This window comes from Deltaproteobacteria bacterium GWC2_55_46 (assembly GCA_001595385.3).
Classification (GTDB): Bacteria; Desulfobacterota; GWC2-55-46; order GWC2-55-46; family GWC2-55-46; genus UBA5799.
Genome location: LVEI03000001.1, coordinates 1,694,735 through 1,709,617 on the forward strand (window position 1 = coordinate 1,694,735; position 14,883 = coordinate 1,709,617).

13 protein-coding genes are annotated in these 14,883 nt (G+C 54.3%); all 13 read left to right on the forward strand.

Translation table 11 applies throughout. The features are described 5' to 3' along the window. Positions 1-68 precede the first annotated feature (68 nt). The 13 genes from A2V21_307985 (at position 69) to A2V21_308045 (ending at position 14,859) form a co-directional block, all read left to right on the forward strand. Entirely contained in the window at positions 69-1,157 is a 1,089-nt protein-coding gene (locus A2V21_307985; GenBank protein ID OIJ74206.1) for a nucleoside-diphosphate sugar epimerase, read from the forward strand. Then, on the forward strand, positions 1,111-1,848 hold the full coding sequence (locus A2V21_307990; protein OIJ74207.1) for a nucleotidyl transferase: 738 nt from the start codon (positions 1,111-1,113) through the stop codon (positions 1,846-1,848). Before A2V21_307985 ends, A2V21_307990 begins: the two co-directional genes overlap by 47 nt. Next, a complete protein-coding gene (locus tag A2V21_307995) occupies positions 1,826-3,100 on the forward strand; it encodes a hypothetical protein (GenBank protein OIJ74208.1) in 1,275 nt (424 codons plus the stop codon). Before A2V21_307990 ends, A2V21_307995 begins: the two co-directional genes overlap by 23 nt. Beyond that, positions 3,084-4,214 (forward strand): hypothetical protein, encoded by a 1,131-nt coding sequence (locus tag A2V21_308000; protein ID OIJ74209.1) that lies wholly within the window; start codon positions 3,084-3,086, stop codon positions 4,212-4,214. The genes A2V21_307995 and A2V21_308000 overlap by 17 nt, the downstream gene beginning before the upstream one ends. A 22-nt stretch (positions 4,215-4,236) precedes the next feature. After that, positions 4,237-5,472, forward strand: coding sequence for a hypothetical protein (locus A2V21_308005; protein OIJ74210.1), 1,236 nt, complete (start codon positions 4,237-4,239; stop codon positions 5,470-5,472). Then, positions 5,473-6,891 carry a hypothetical protein gene (locus A2V21_308010; GenBank protein ID OIJ74211.1) on the forward strand — a complete coding sequence of 473 codons (1,419 nt, stop codon included), beginning with the start codon at positions 5,473-5,475 and terminating at the stop codon, positions 6,889-6,891. It abuts the gene before it with no gap. A gap of 15 nt (positions 6,892-6,906) precedes the next feature. Beyond that, positions 6,907-8,073 (forward strand): hypothetical protein, encoded by a 1,167-nt coding sequence (locus tag A2V21_308015; GenBank protein OIJ74212.1) that lies wholly within the window; start codon positions 6,907-6,909, stop codon positions 8,071-8,073. Between the two features lies 1 nt (position 8,074). Next, on the forward strand, positions 8,075-9,559 hold the full coding sequence (locus A2V21_308020) for a hypothetical protein (protein OIJ74213.1): 1,485 nt from the start codon (positions 8,075-8,077) through the stop codon (positions 9,557-9,559). Between the two features lies 1 nt (position 9,560). After that, positions 9,561-10,598, forward strand: a complete 1,038-nt coding sequence (locus tag A2V21_308025; protein OIJ74214.1) for a hypothetical protein — start codon at positions 9,561-9,563, stop codon at positions 10,596-10,598. A 66-nt stretch (positions 10,599-10,664) separates the two neighbouring features. Next, positions 10,665-11,822 (forward strand): hypothetical protein, encoded by a 1,158-nt coding sequence (locus A2V21_308030; protein OIJ74215.1) that lies wholly within the window; start codon positions 10,665-10,667, stop codon positions 11,820-11,822. A gap of 15 nt (positions 11,823-11,837) precedes the next feature. Further along, a complete protein-coding gene (locus A2V21_308035) occupies positions 11,838-13,007 on the forward strand; it encodes a hypothetical protein (GenBank protein ID OIJ74216.1) in 1,170 nt (389 codons plus the stop codon). Between the two features lie 6 nt (positions 13,008-13,013). Further along, positions 13,014-14,210 (forward strand): hypothetical protein, encoded by a 1,197-nt coding sequence (locus A2V21_308040; protein ID OIJ74217.1) that lies wholly within the window; start codon positions 13,014-13,016, stop codon positions 14,208-14,210. Beyond that, entirely contained in the window at positions 14,203-14,859 is a 657-nt protein-coding gene (locus A2V21_308045; GenBank protein OIJ74218.1) for a hypothetical protein, read from the forward strand. Before A2V21_308040 ends, A2V21_308045 begins: the two co-directional genes overlap by 8 nt. The last annotated feature ends 24 nt before the right edge of the window (positions 14,860-14,883 follow it).

Here is a 14,883-nt window from a genome sequence, read left to right on the forward strand (position 1 = left end):
TGCTTGTGGCGCTTTCATTTTTCACCAAGGGAAAGCTTAATCTGACTATTTGCGATAACGGAGGACTCATGAAGGTACTGGTAACTGGCGGCTGCGGTTTCCTCGGCTCTCACGTATGCGAGTTCTACGCCCAAAAGGGCGCTCAAGTCATATCTTACGACAATATGACAAAGCACGAGCTTGCGAGGACCGGCTTTGCCGCGGACGAGGCAAGGGACTATAACCGGCAGTATCTCAGGTCGCTGGGTGTAAAGATGGTAAGGGCAGACGTTAGAGACCTTGAAGAGCTGCTTGACCACAGCCAGGGCTGCGGCTATATCGTCCATACGGCGGCCCAGCCGGCCATGACCATAAGCTCTGAAGAGCCTCTGCTGGACATCACGACCAATGTCATGGGCACCTTTAACGTCCTGGAGGCGGCGCGGAGGCTGAAGGTCCCCGCGGCATGCTGCGCGACGGTCCACGTCTACGGCAACAGGATAAACAACACGCTGAAAGAGGGGGTAAAGAGATATCTCAGGGAGCCGGAGAGCATAGACGAGGAGCTAAAGACCCTTGAAGGGACTCTAACGCCGCTTCACGCCTCAAAGGCCGCCGGTGACAGCTATGTAAGGGCATACGCGGACACATACGGGCTTAAGGCCGCGAGCTTCAGGCTTACCGGCATCTACGGCACCCGGCAGTTCGGGGGAGAGGACCACGGATGGGTCGCCAACTTCTCCATCAGGAGCGTGCTGGGCCGGGCGATATCGATCTTCGGGACCGGCAAGCAGGTGAGGGACATCGTCTACGCCACAGATGTCTGCGAGGCCTTCGACGCCTTCTACAAGAGGCGAAAGCCCGGCGTCTACAACATAGGAGGCGGGGCGAAGACGGCGATATCTCTTTTGGAGTGCGTCGACCTGATCTCAGAGATAAACGGCTTCAGGCCGGAGGTGGAATTCCACGCGGAAAGGCACGGCGACCTTAAGTACTTCGTCTGCGACACCGGCAAAGCCGAACGAGAGCTTGGCTGGTCGCCGAAGGTGCTGCCGGAAGAGGGCGTTCAAAGGCTCATCGACTGGATAAGGAGCGAAGCGCATATCTTCAATAAGGAAAAGGAGAGCGCTCATGAAGGCGATAGTTCTTGCGGCAGGCAGAGGCCGGCGTCTCGGTGACATGCTGGGGAACAGGAACAAGTGCATGATACCCGTGAACCGGAGGCCTGTCATCGAGTACAGTTTTGGAAGTGTAGCCAACACGGAAGTGAAAGAGATGATAGTGGTGGTCGGCTTCCGCGCGGAAGAGATAATCAACACCTATGGGAACAATTACAAGGGCGTGCGGATAAAATACGTGGTCCAGCAGGAGCAGAAGGGCCTTGTTCACGCGCTCGAATGCTCGGCGGCGATGCTCGACGGTGACGACTTCATACTCCTGCTTGGCGACGAGGTGCTTGTAAACCCCAGGCACCAGAAGCTTATCTCGGAGTTCAGGGGAGATAGCGCCATAGCCCTCTGCGGCGTTTTGAAGGTAGAGGACAGGAGCTTTATAAAGAGGACCTACAGCATACTGCACGATGAGAAGAATAAGGTATACAGGCTCATCGAGAAGCCGAGGAACCCGCTTAACGACCTGATGGGCACCGGCGATTGCGTATTCAGGAACGAGATACTCTCGTATATAGAATTTACCCCGGCGCACCACGAGCGCAAGGAGAAGGAGCTCCCGGACCTTATCCAGTGCGCCATAGATGACGGCAAGCTCGTGAGGTCTTTTACTATCTGCGACAGGTACACGAACATAAACACGCCTGAAGACGTCACGCTGGCGGAGAGTTTTTTCAATGAAAGTGGCTGTTATATCTGATTCCCTGCCCGGCTATCACCGTTTGTGGAGCGGCGCAGAGATAATCGCCGAGACACTGGCGGAGATGCTTGACGGCAACGGCTGCATGGCCTTCTGCGTGACGGCCCCGTTTGATAAAAAACCCGCGAAAGGCGGGATAGAGGTCCTTGAAGTGAAGACACCGCTCAAAAGGTTCGGTGCGATCTCAAGGAACTTCCCCGTTGATATAGGCGCGATACGGGGCGTCTACAGGGTGTTAAAGATGAAGAGGCCGGACATAGTGCATATAAACGCGAAGTACCTATTCCTCCCGGCTGTCGTAGCCTCCTGGCGGCTTGGCATCCCGGTAGTATTCACGGTGCCAGACTACTTTATCTTCTGCCCCACGACCTTCATAAGAAGGCCCGACGGAAGAAGCTGCGAGAGCTACCATGGCAAGGACTGCCACAACTGCCTCACGCTCCTCGGCGAAGGGTTTCTTAAAAAGATGGTAAGCGCGGTTCCCGCCGTTTTTACGCGAAGCCTGCTGGCGTTGAGGGCAAAGGGCTTCGACTATATTCTCAGGAAGCTCCCGGCTTACGTGGTCCTCTCCGAATCTTCAAAGGAGAGGCTCGTCCGTTATGGCATCCCTGAAGAGAAGGTAAGGCTCATCTACCACTACCGCCTTGCGGCCCCGGAGGAGACGAAAGAGGAGATAACCAACCCTTCAGCCGTTTTCGTCGGCTGGCTCACCGAGGAAAACGGGGTCGATGTGCTCGTGAGGGCCTTCATAAAGGCTCAAAAAGAGCTGCCGGAGGCGAGGCTCTATCTCATCGGCACGGGCAAGGAGGGATTCATAAAAGGACTAAAGCGCGAGGTAGCTGAGGCGGGCATCAATGGGAAGGTCGTCTTCCTGGGCAAGAAGGAAAATAGCGAAGCGCTTTCAATAATATCGAAATGCGATGTGACCGTAGCGCCCCACCAGTGGCCAAAGGAGTTCGGCCCGGTGATATTGATAGAGGCCCTTGCCATGGGCAAGCCCGTCATAGCGAGCCGCATAGGGGCGACCGATGAATTCGTATCGGACGGAGAAAACGGCTTTCTCGTGGACGATTACAGGAGCCCGGCGGCCTTTGCGGAAAAGCTCGCGCTGCTATTGTCTGACAGAAGGCTGGCAAGGGAGATGGGCGGCAGGCACAAAGGCAGGACAGGGTTCGTAAGGGACGACTCATCGTCGAGGAAGATGAAAGAGCTATACCGTTCGCTGCTGGCCAGGCATGAAAAGGCTGGTTAGCGTACAGAGAAAAGGTGAACGGACCTACAGGGAGCTTATGCTCTCGATCGTCAACGGGCTTGGGCTCAAGGTTTATTTTCGGCAGGCACGCAAGGTACTCATAAAGCCGAACCTTGTGACCTCAAAGAGCTCTGCGGAAGGCGTTACCGTAGACCTCGAACTGATAAAGAGCCTGGTCGAGCTCTTAAATGAAGAGTCGAAGGCGGAGATAGTGGTGGGCGAGGCGGCCCTCGTCAACACAGAGGATGTCTTTAAAGACCTTGGCGTTTACGGGCTTGAGGCCGCTGGGTGCAGGGTCGAAAACCTCGAAAAAGGCGAATGGGTCGAGGTCAGGCCGCCATACTCCCTTCTCTTCGAGAAGCTGCTAGTGCCGAGGAGAGCCTTTGAAAGCGACCTCATAATCGACATGAGCAAGATGAAGACGCACGAGCTCACGGGGGTCAGTTTAGGGCTCAAGAACTTCTTCGGCCTTCTTTCGCAAGGCGGCAGGAGATACGCGCACATGAACGGCGTCAACAAGGGGATAGTAGATATCTATTCGTACTTCGAAAAGGAGAAAAAGGTGATATCGATAATTGACGGACTGATCGCGCTTTCGGGAAGATCAGGCCCCATTATCGGAAAACCGATAGAGATGGACTGTGTCGTAGCCAGCACGAATGCCGTACTCGCGGATGCCGCGGCGGCCCGCATAATGGGCGCCGACCCCGCCGCTATCGGGCACATAAGGCTCGCCTCAGAGGTCATGGGTATCGATCTAAGCGAGGCAGCCTCCGATTACGGCGCTCCAGAGGCCGATTTCGACCTGCCGCTTTTGCCGGATGAAAGGCCGTTCAGGATAAATCTATGGGTGCATCATAAATTCCACAAATATCCGGTGCAGAAAGACTCAAGCCTGTGTACCTCGTGCACCCGGTGCGAGAGCATCTGCCCGAAGGGGATCGTCACAATAGAAAATGGCAACTTTGATTATAAAAGAGACGAATGCGTGCATTGCCTCTGCTGCGTGGAGGCATGCAACACTGGAGCTATAACCTCAAGGATGAAGAACGAGTACCTGTTCAGGGCGCTCAAAAGGGGCTGGAAGACGATAAAGGCGTACAAGGACCAATAGATTCCGCAATGGGGAGAGATCGATGAAATACGACGTAAACACCGTGAACAAGATGATCATGGGGACAGGCTATCTCTACAAGAACAAGCTCATCCGGGTCATCAATAACCACAAGCACGTCCTGCAGCTTCTGCGTCTGGGAAAGTTCAGAAGGGCCTTGAATTTGCTGAATACGATATATTTTGTCCCCGGCGGCGAAGGATCGATGTCGCTTGCGTACAAGCTGGGCTTGAGTAAGCTCATCACCCGGTTCCCTCAGCTTGCCCCGGTCCCCCGGTATATAGAGATAGAGGTAACTACCGTATGCGACAAGAAGTGCGTTTTCTGCGAGCACACGCATTGGGAAAAAGGCAGCCAGGAGATATCTCACCTCAAGTTCGACCAGTTCAGGGATATGACCGGCCAGCTGCCGAACGTCAGGTGGGTAAACCTTACTGGCGAGGGTTCCGCCTTTCTCAACAGGGACTACTTCAAAATGCTCAGGCACCTTCGCGAGAAGTACGACACATCCTTATACCTCGTCGACCATCTGAGCGACCTTGGCAAAGAAGAGCTCGACGAGCTCATCGACCTCGTTGACGGCATATATATCTCGATAGACGGGGCTACAAAGCAGACCTACGAGAAGATAAAGGTCGGCTGCTCGTTCGACAAGGTCATCGACAACCTCAAATACATAATAAAGAGGAAGAGGGAGCTTGGGCGCTACAAGCCCGACCTCAATATCAGGTACGTGATAATAAAGGACAACCTGCATGAGGTGCCGGCGTTCATAGACCTCATAAACTCGATAGCCACAAGGGACGACATCGATGTAGGCATGATCAACTTCACGGGGCTGCTTTACTTCGATGGCGTAAAGGAATGGTATGTCGACCAGTTCCCCGAGGAGATAGTGGAAGAGGTCAGGAAGAGGGTCAACGACGGGGTCTTCTTCAGGTTTGAGCATTGTATAGACGACTTCAACCCGCCGCCCGACAAATGCTACTACTGGATGGAGCCATACATAATGATGGGCGGCTACGTCATGCCGTGCTGCTCGGTCATGATGAGCGACCAGCGCAAATTTCTCCGGGAGAACGCCTTCGGGAACGTATTCGAGCAGGACTTCAAGAGCATCTGGAACTCGAAGAGGTACAAGGCCTTCAGGAAGACGATCACCGACCCTAAAGCGCCGGTCCCGGTCCTTTGCGCCGGGTGCAGGGGGTTCAATACGAAAGAGCGCGTGAAAAAATACGGGATAGCGGAAGGCATCTGAGTGATAAGGAGGAATCTCGCATATACTTCCGCGGGGGAGGCGGCATCCAAGGCGATAATCTTCGTGCTCTTCGTATATCTCGCAAAAAAGCTTGGCCCGCTCGATTACGGTTATTTTAGCCTCGCTGTGACCTTTTATCTCATGGGACGGACTATCTCGCTCAATTCACTCGACATGCACGGCATACGCCTTATTTCAAGCCTCAGGGACGACGCCGGTATAAGGAGCGTTTTGAGCGACATCAATATGCTCCGGGCGCTCTTCTCTATCGTCGTCTGCGTTACGCTGACGGCAGCGATATTCTTCCTCTACGAGGAGAGAGCGGTGCGCTGGATAACTATCGGTTTTACTCTCTGCCTTATCCCGGCTACTTTTATAAGCGAATGGTTCTTTAACGGGCGGCAGCTCATGTTCTACTCCGCGCTCTCACAGGTGGGCAGCTGGACGTCTTTCATGGCCCTGGTCCTGCTGGCCCCGAGGCTGTCCGAGACATATTCATACTACCTGCCCGCGGCCTTTTTCGCATCGCTCGCCCTTATGGCCGTGGCGATGCACATCGTGATGAGGAAACTCGTCGGGGGCTTCACGTACCGGTTCAGCCTGAAGGAGGCAAGTTCGATATTCATGGAGACAGGGTATATAAACCTCGTCAACATCTTCGGCTACCTTATAAACTCGGCTGGCATTCTTGTATTGAGCTTCTCGAACTCCCCTGACCTTGGCTATTACGCGGTCGCTCTCCAGATCTGCACCATGCTGATACTCGGCGGCAGCGTTATATACCGGGTCACGCTGCCGCACCTCAATACCGTATGGCGCGAATCAGAGAGCGAATTCAACGGCAAGGTCGGTTTCGTGACCAGGCTCCTTGGCTTTGCGGCAATCGTCGCGGTCTTCTATCTCCTGGCCTACAGCGAACCCTTTATCCGGGCCTTCTGGGGGGCTGAGTATCTCAGGGTGGCCCCGGTAGTCAAGGTCCTGAGCGTCATCATCTTTTTCGGGTATTACATGATGGGCTTTGCGCAGGGGCTTTTTATCCTCGGCAAGGACAGGCTCCTGATGAAGATATATCTATTCCAGCTCGCGCTTACTCTTGCGCTGACCGCTGGCATGTTCAGGTACTTCGGCCTCATGGGTGTAGCCGCCGCGCTGTCCATCTCCTACTTCGTCGGCTTCATAGTCTTTATGGCGAGCTTCCACAGGTCCGGCAATTATGAATGGCGGCACGCGCTCAAGGTGATGGTATCAGGAGGTCTTTTGATAACCTTCCTTTATTGGGCCTTTGACGGGAATATCCCGTTTGCGTTCATCCTTATCTTCCCTGCCGTCTACTTCGCGGCTTGCGTCCTTCTAAAGGTAATGAGCCTGGCTGACCTCAAGATGATATTCCCGGGGCGGCCGCTAACGCTCGGCAAATAATAGCAGGCAGGTGCGATGAGAAGATTGAAAAGAAAGGTGTTGAACGCGGAAAGGGCGCTCTTCCAGAAGGTGAAGAAGAGCGTCCTCGGCCTCCATTACGCCCTCGGCATCACCAGGGCGCTTCCGCCTGTGTCGTGCCAGATAGAGATAACGACCGTATGCAACTACAACTGCGTCATGTGTAACAGGAACTTCGTGGACAAGGGGCGGAAAAACAGGATGATGAGCGTCGAAGAGTTCAGGCAAGTCCTCTCCCACCTGCCGCGGAGCATCAGGCACATCTTTTTCATGGGGCAGATGGGGGACGCCTTTTGCCACCCCGGGTTCTACGAGATGCTCGACCATGCCTCTGACAGGGGCTACCAGATATCGATTGCCACAAACGGCGAGCGATTGACGAGGGAACGGACGGAGAGGCTGGCGAAATACAACCTGTGGCGGCTCCACGTCTCCCTCGATTCGATTGACGAGGAGACCTATTCTACCATCCGCGGTGGCAGCATCGCGAAGATCATCGAGAACCTGAGATTCTTTAAAGACAGGAACCCGAACACATCCCTCTTTCTCGCGATGGTCCTCATGAAGGACAACGTGGGCGGCATGGACAGGTTCCTCGATACGGCGAAGGGATTGAAGGCCGACCTCATCATCCTCCAGATGATGATCCCCTTCAGCAGCGAGATATGGGCGGAGCAGAGCCTTTATAACGACGCCGGTGCCTTACGGAGCATGGCAAAGGTGGTGAAGCGGCATAGAGAGGGGTCCGGGCTTAGCTTCGGCAGGGGCGGCGGGTCGGATAACTGGAGCTTCCAGCCCTCAAACGGGCTATGCGAGAGCGCCTTTTCCATCCCCCAGATAATGGTCAACGGAGATGTGGTCCCATGCTGCATGGTCTCGAACGCAGAAGAGGAGTTTACCGCCGGCGTGCCTTTCAGGATCAACCCCGGCAACTATGTTGTCGGCAACGTGATAACCCACCCTCTGATGGCGGTCTGGAACAACAGGAAGATAAAACAGATCAGGAAAGAGATAATCAAGGCGCATAGATTCTACAGACGCGTTGATGGCGGCTGCCCGGTCAAAGGGATAGAAGGCTTCGCGGAGATAAAAAGAGGGGTCCCCGGGCAGAGCGGTTTCGATTACTGCAAGGTATGCGCCCTAAGATGGCAGGTTGGAGGATGATTTGAAGGTCCTATTCATCTATCCGGACGACGGTTTCACGGGAAGGAACAGGTTTCACAGGGGTGTTGCCCAGCTCTCGGCCTGTCTCAAGGCGAACGGCTTTGACGTAGGACTGCTGCACATATCTGACGAGTCGATCGCTCCTCAGGTTTTCCTCGACAGGGTGAGGGCGCATAAGCCGGATATGCTGGCCTATTCGTCGATCACTACCCAGTATCCGGCTGTAAGGAGGTTTGCGGGGCTTACAAGGGGGCTCAAGATACACACCATCTACGGCGGCATACACCCGACGATAGCCCCTGATGAGTCTATCGAAACACCTGGCATAGACGCCATCTGCAAGGGCGAGGGCGACGAGGCGATAGTCGAGTACGCCAGGGCCTTTGAAAGCGGCGGAGATATAACATCCGTTCATAACTTCTGGGTCAGGCAGGGGGAGAAGGTCTACAGGAACCAGGTCCACCCGCTTGTGACAGACCTCGACAAGCTGCCGTTCCCGGACTTCGAGCTTTTCAGGTATGACAAGCTCGATGAGTACGTCTATCTGAAATCGGCCTTCGTCATGTGCTCGAGAGGGTGCCTCTTCAACTGCAGCTACTGCTGCAACCACCAGCTAAGGGAGCTCTACCCCAACAAAAAGAAGTACCTGAGGTTCAGAGGCGTTGAGAACGTCATAAGGGAGATAGAGAGCCTGAGGGAGAAATATCCGAACATCTCAAAGATAAGGTTCGGGGACGACACGCTCGCCCAGGACAAGGATTGGTTCAGGGAGCTTGTGAGGGAGTACAAGAAAAGGGTGGCGCTTCCCTTTTCGACCAACGACAGGGTAAACAATATCAACGAGGAGACGGTCGCCCTTTATAAAGAGGCCGGTTGTTTCTGCGTTGATATGGGCATAGAGAGCGGGAACGACTACATACGGAACAGTCTTTTTGACAGGCACGTATCGAAGGAGAAGATGATAAAGGCCTTTCACCTGCTCGAGAAAAACGGGATACAGACAGGCTCGTTCAATATAATCGGCGCGCCCGGCGAGACCGTCTCGACAGTACTCGAAACGGTAAAGCTCAACGCGATATGCAGGCCGACGACCAGCGTGAACTCATATCTGTTCCCCTTCCCAGGTTCGAAGATACTCTCGATATGCGATGAACGGGGGCTCGAGATCACAGGGCTCAAGAAGAGCCAGGTAGAGCGTCCGACCATAAGGCTCAAGACCGCCACCGAAGAAGAGTTGGTCTTCGGCTTCAATTACTTCAGGACCCTTACGAGGCTCTATAAGTCCCTCTACAGGTTGGGTTGGGCCGGGGGAAGGCTTGCCTCTGTTGCGGATACGGCCATCTGCTCACCATACTTCCCATACCGGTTCTTTAACCTCATATATCTCAACAAGGCCGCGGTCTACTCTGAAAGATACCCAAGGCTTGTGGGCTTCGCAAAGAAGATATACCGGCGATACAAGCTCCTTTTCAATAAGGCGAAGTAGCATGAAAGTGGCTGATATGATGGCAGGACGCTGGACCCCGATAGATGAGCCGGTAGTGAGGAGTGGGGCTCCCGAAGGATGGGACGGCCTCTCGGCCATAACCCCCGGCATCTTCGCTGGCGGAGCCGGGAAAAAGTTCGGCATGTTCTATGTGGGCCTCTCTGCCCGCTCGGATACCTGGGGGATAGGCTATGCCGGGTCGGACGATCTTCTCTCATGGGAGAAGCCTGGGGCAGACCCGCTCATAAGCTCTGAGGACGAGGAGAGTTGCGTTAGCTATGATTCCCCATGCCTTGTAAGAAAGGATGGCAGGTTCCACCTCTTCTGCGAGGAGAAGAAGAAGAGCAAGAGCGCCGGGGCAAAGATAAAACACCTCCTGCCGCTGAAGCTTCGCATGGGCATCGGAAGGCTCCGGAGGTCTCTAAAGGGGAAAGAGGCGAGGGCGCTCTCTGTCCAGCACGCTGACAAGAGGTACTTCGTGAGCTTTTCGACGGACCGGCTCCTTGAATGGGATACAGGCGCGAAGCGTATCGCATTTGATAAGGGCGAGGCAGGCTCATTCGACGCCGAAGGACTTTTTTCGCCTCAGGTACATGAGCTGGAAGGGCGGTACTATATGTTCTACGGAGGCTCTGACGGGTCCGCTACATCAACCGGGCTCGCCGTATCTGACGACCTGGTGAGTTGGGAAAGGCGCCCTTCACCTGTGCTCAAGACAGGCGGAAAGGGAGAGTGGGATGAGAAGAACGCGCTCATAGTAAGCGTACTAAAGGTGGATGACGGATACTGCGGCTTCTACGAGGGCGAGGACGCGAATAACACTTACAGTATAGGGCTTGCCGTATCCTCAGACCTCAAGGGATGGGAGAAGTTTGAAGGGAACCCGATAATCAAAAACGGCGGGAAAGGCTCGTTCAGTGAAAAGATGGCCTGCTCGCCTCACATATTCGCGGCTGAGGGGAAGGTGCTCCTCTTTTACACAGGCCACGACCGCTATATGCGAGGATCATGCGGGGCAGCGATATTCGAGAAAAGTTAAACAGGGAGACCGGGCCTGATTATTTGCAGAATGGACTTTTAAATCGATGGCCCAAAAAGGACGGGTATGAACAGGATATTCAAAAAAATCAGGAACCATTTCGGCTTTGACGCCCCAGCGGACATAGATTTGAGGCACCTGGTCTATCCAAAAAGGTTCTATAACGTCCTGAAGTACGTCCTATGCAAGAACAAGAGGATGGAGAGGCTGCCATATTATCCGATCACATTGATGGTGGAGGTGAGTACCAAATGCAACCTCAAGTGCCCGGGATGCGAAAGGGAGCTTTACAAGTCAGACCCCAGGACAGGGGGCATACCCAGGGAGAACGTAAAGCTGGAAGACTTCAAAGGCCTCGAGAAGGTCCTGCCGTATGTGTACAGCACCTATTTTGTGGGCGGCCTCGGAGAGCCTTTCATGAACAAGGAGTTCTGGGATATACACAGGTTCTTCAAGCGCCACAAGGTGATGACCGGCTACATATCGAACGGCATGCTCATCGAACCGGCTGATTGCGACAAAACGATACGAGAGGGCGTGAACCGGGTGATGATATCGATAGACAGCCACGTAAAGGAGAAGTACGAGGGCATAAAGAAGAACGCGAAATTCGAAAAGGCGGTCGAGGTCGTAAGGGAGTTTGCGCATACCAAGCGAAGGCTGAACGCCAAAAGGTTCCAGATAGGGCTCAACTACATATTCAGGTCAGATAATTATAACGACGCGCTCGATTATCTGGACTTCGCGAAATCGCTCGGGGCCGAGTACATCATGTTCACATCCTTCATCACCCATATAGAGGCGGAAAAGGACAAACCCTTCTTTCTCGTTGAAGAAAAAGAAAAGGAAGATCTCTACCGGAAGCTCAAAGAGAAGGCCAGAAGGCTCGGGATAAGCGTGAGGCTGCCGAGTATCGCCCCCTCTAAAGGGTGCCTGTGCAACTCTCTCTGGCACGGGGCCTGTATCTTCTATAACGGGGATGTATGCGCGTGCCCGTTTTTCAGGACAACCCGGGAGTTCTACTACCATGTGGGCAGGGAGAACCGGGTGGAATACGCCAAGAGGGAGTGCCTCGACACGGTGATGGGCAATTACCGGACAGGAGTGAACTTTCTCGATATCTGGAACAGCGAAAAGGCGGTCGGCATGAGAAAGGCCGTGCTTGGCGGGGACTTCGGTTTCAACCCGTGCGGCACCTGCTATTACAAGCACGACCTGCATTGACGCAGGAGGTGAGTGATGTCGCTTTACCTTCAGGATGACAGCGCCCTTTTTTTCGGGCGAAAGAGCATCCTTGTGGCCGAGAAGGAGACACGGCTGAGCGATTACGAGCCATGTTACTTCCCGAAGAAGATGATAATGAGCCTTACATCGAGGTGCAACCTGAGGTGCGCCCACTGCATGAGGAGCAGATGCGCTGATATGGGAGATAGCGCCATGACAAGGGAGATGGTAGACCATGTGGTCAGGACCTTTTTCCCGAAGATAACATGTATGCAGCTCGGCGGGATAGATTTCGGGGAGCAGATGCTCTCGCCTCACTTCGGCTACTTCCTCTCGAAGGTGCAAGAGTACGGCGTGGGCCTCGACCTTGTAACTAACGGGACGCTCATAAGAAAAGATAACGCCGGAGCGCTCGCCTCATCAGCCGCGAGGGTCATGCTCTCGGTCGAGGGCATTGGCCCCAACTACAAGAAGGTCCGCGGGGTGGGCTGGGAGAGGTTCAGGGGCAATATCGAGGCGCTCCTTGAGGCCCGGAGCTCCGCAGGCACGGATGACAGGGCCATAGTCTGCCTTAATATCTGCGCCATAAGGGAGTTCAGGGATGATTACTTCAGGCTCGCCGATTATTCAAAAGAGGCCGGGGTTGACCTAATGATACTCCGGGACCTCATCCCGAACAGGATCGGCGAGCGGGCCATGTCATTTCTCTACCATGAGCAAGAGCACAACGAGTTCTACTCCGAGTTAAAAGAGTACGCGGAAGGCCTCGGAGTAAAGATAGCCGTGCCGCCGCCGATACCGCTTGAGAAAAGAGCAAGGAATCAATTCAGGAGAAAGGCCTGCACGTTGCCTTTCGAGGTCTTCGGCCTCCTCTCTGACGGCAAGATAGTGACCTGCTGCCTTGGCGAGGCCTTTGACCTGGGGCAGCTCTCTACCGATGACAACGACATCATGCCCCTGTGGAATTCGGAGCGATACAAGCAGATCAGAAATAGCGTAAACACAATGGCCCCGCCTGAGCCGTGCAGGCTCTGCGAGGCGGTTAATTACAACGCCCTTGCCTACAGGCCCACGAAGGCCTATCTCATGATGAAGCAGCTCCTTACGGAGAGGCTTCCGGGCGCGAGACGCTTCAAGAACATAGTAAAAAAGGGCCGGAGGGCGCTTCTTGGACAAAGGACCTAACCGATAATGATCGTAAGCTACTGGCAGATAATGGCGGCCTCGATGCTCCTGTTTTCCGCGGCCTTTGCCGTAGAGAATTATTTCAGCATAGTCCCGAAGTACGCCGTCACCATACCCGGCTTTATCCTGCTCTTTATCCTGGCTGCAGAGGCCGGGCAGGTGGAGCTTAAAAAGCTGCCGAAGGCGTCCAGGTGGCTTGGCATAAGGATACCGATGGCCATCCTCTTCTTCGGCAGTGTGATAGGGCTCTATAAGCTCGGGGACACATACCCGGTCTATTTTTTCGGTGATTTTTACGTCATAGCGCAGTTCATCGTAGTGGGGATGGTCTTCTCATTAAAAAGGATAGAGAGGCAGACGGACAGGATATTCTGGGGCTACTTTCTATCGATCGCCGTCATATCGGTCGCGAAGTTCTACTTTAGCTTCACGAAATATTACGCCGAAGTCGGGAGGTTCATCCCGTTTGACAACCTGCTGGTAATAACCTCCGCCTGGTTCGCCTTTTACAGGCTTAAGGTCAGCGCGCTCGCGGTGTTAAGTATCTTCCTCGTTCTTTCCGCGATGTCCGGGATGAGGCTCGGCTTTTTCCTGAGCCTCCTTATGACCATGGTTGTGATCTTCATCGCGAGGGAGAACGTTTTATCGCTCAACAGGGTAACCCTCGCGGCGGCTCTGCTGCTCCTGCTGGCTGTCGTAAACCTGTCGGCGGCATCGTCTTTCAAGACGGTCGAAAGGCTCTTTGGGGCATACGAGATGAACGAGGAGGAGATGATATCGACCACTTCACGCTTTAGCGAAGCGAGCGCCGCCGTAACTGAGCAGATGAACAACCCGATATTCAATGTCCTCTTCGGCAACGGCCACGGCGCCCTCTACAGGGAGTACGTATTCTGGGATCTGGAGGTCAACATGACACCGAAGGGCACGCACAATATCCATATATCGCCCGCGCTCTTCTTTTTCCGCTACGGGCTGCTGGGGCTTGCGTGGTATCTGATGATCTTTTTCTACGCGATATCAAAGGCGAAACGGATGCTTTTCTTGAGAAGCGGAGGATATGTGAACGACTGCAGGGTGATAAGCAGCCTCTACCTCTGCTCGATGCTCTTGAGCTCTTTTCTCGGCCAGAACAACTTCATCTACATGGACATCCCGATAATGCTCTACCTGACGGGCATCTATGAGGAGGCATATGCGTAAGATAACGACGAAGATATCGAAACGGCTTTTATACGCCTACGCTATCGTCTCAGCCGCCGTTCTAATCGGCCAAGCGGTACTCATGTTCTCGCCGATAGTTACGGTGCTGGCCGAGGGGCTGCTTGTCGACCCGGAGGTCAAAAGGGCGGACGCGATAATAATACTCGCCGGAGGCGCGTACAATAACGGCGCCCTTGACCGGTCCACCCTCACGAGGGTCATCCACGGCGTGGAGCTCTACAAAAAAGGCCTTGCCGAAAAGATAATCCTTAGCGGCGGCAACATGCCTGGGCGAAACAGGCTCGACATCACGATCTCAGAGAAGATGTCAGAGGCCGCCACCATCATGGGAGTCCCGCTCAAGGCGCAGATGATAGACGCCGTATCTTTAAGGACATACGAGAACGCGGTTGAGAGCGGAAGGATAATGGAAGAGAACGGCATGGATGACGCCATCCTCGTTACCTCGGCTACCCATATGAAAAGGGCGCTCCTTACATTCAGGCGCCTTGGTATAAAGGTATACCCCGCCCCGGCGATAGCCTATGAGCCATTTGTCAGGGACCCGCTGGAGAGGCTTGGGATGTCAAAGACCGTGATGAGGGAGTACGCGGGCATGCTCTTTTACAGATGGAAAGGCTGGATATAAACGGTGCTAAGACCATCTCCGCAC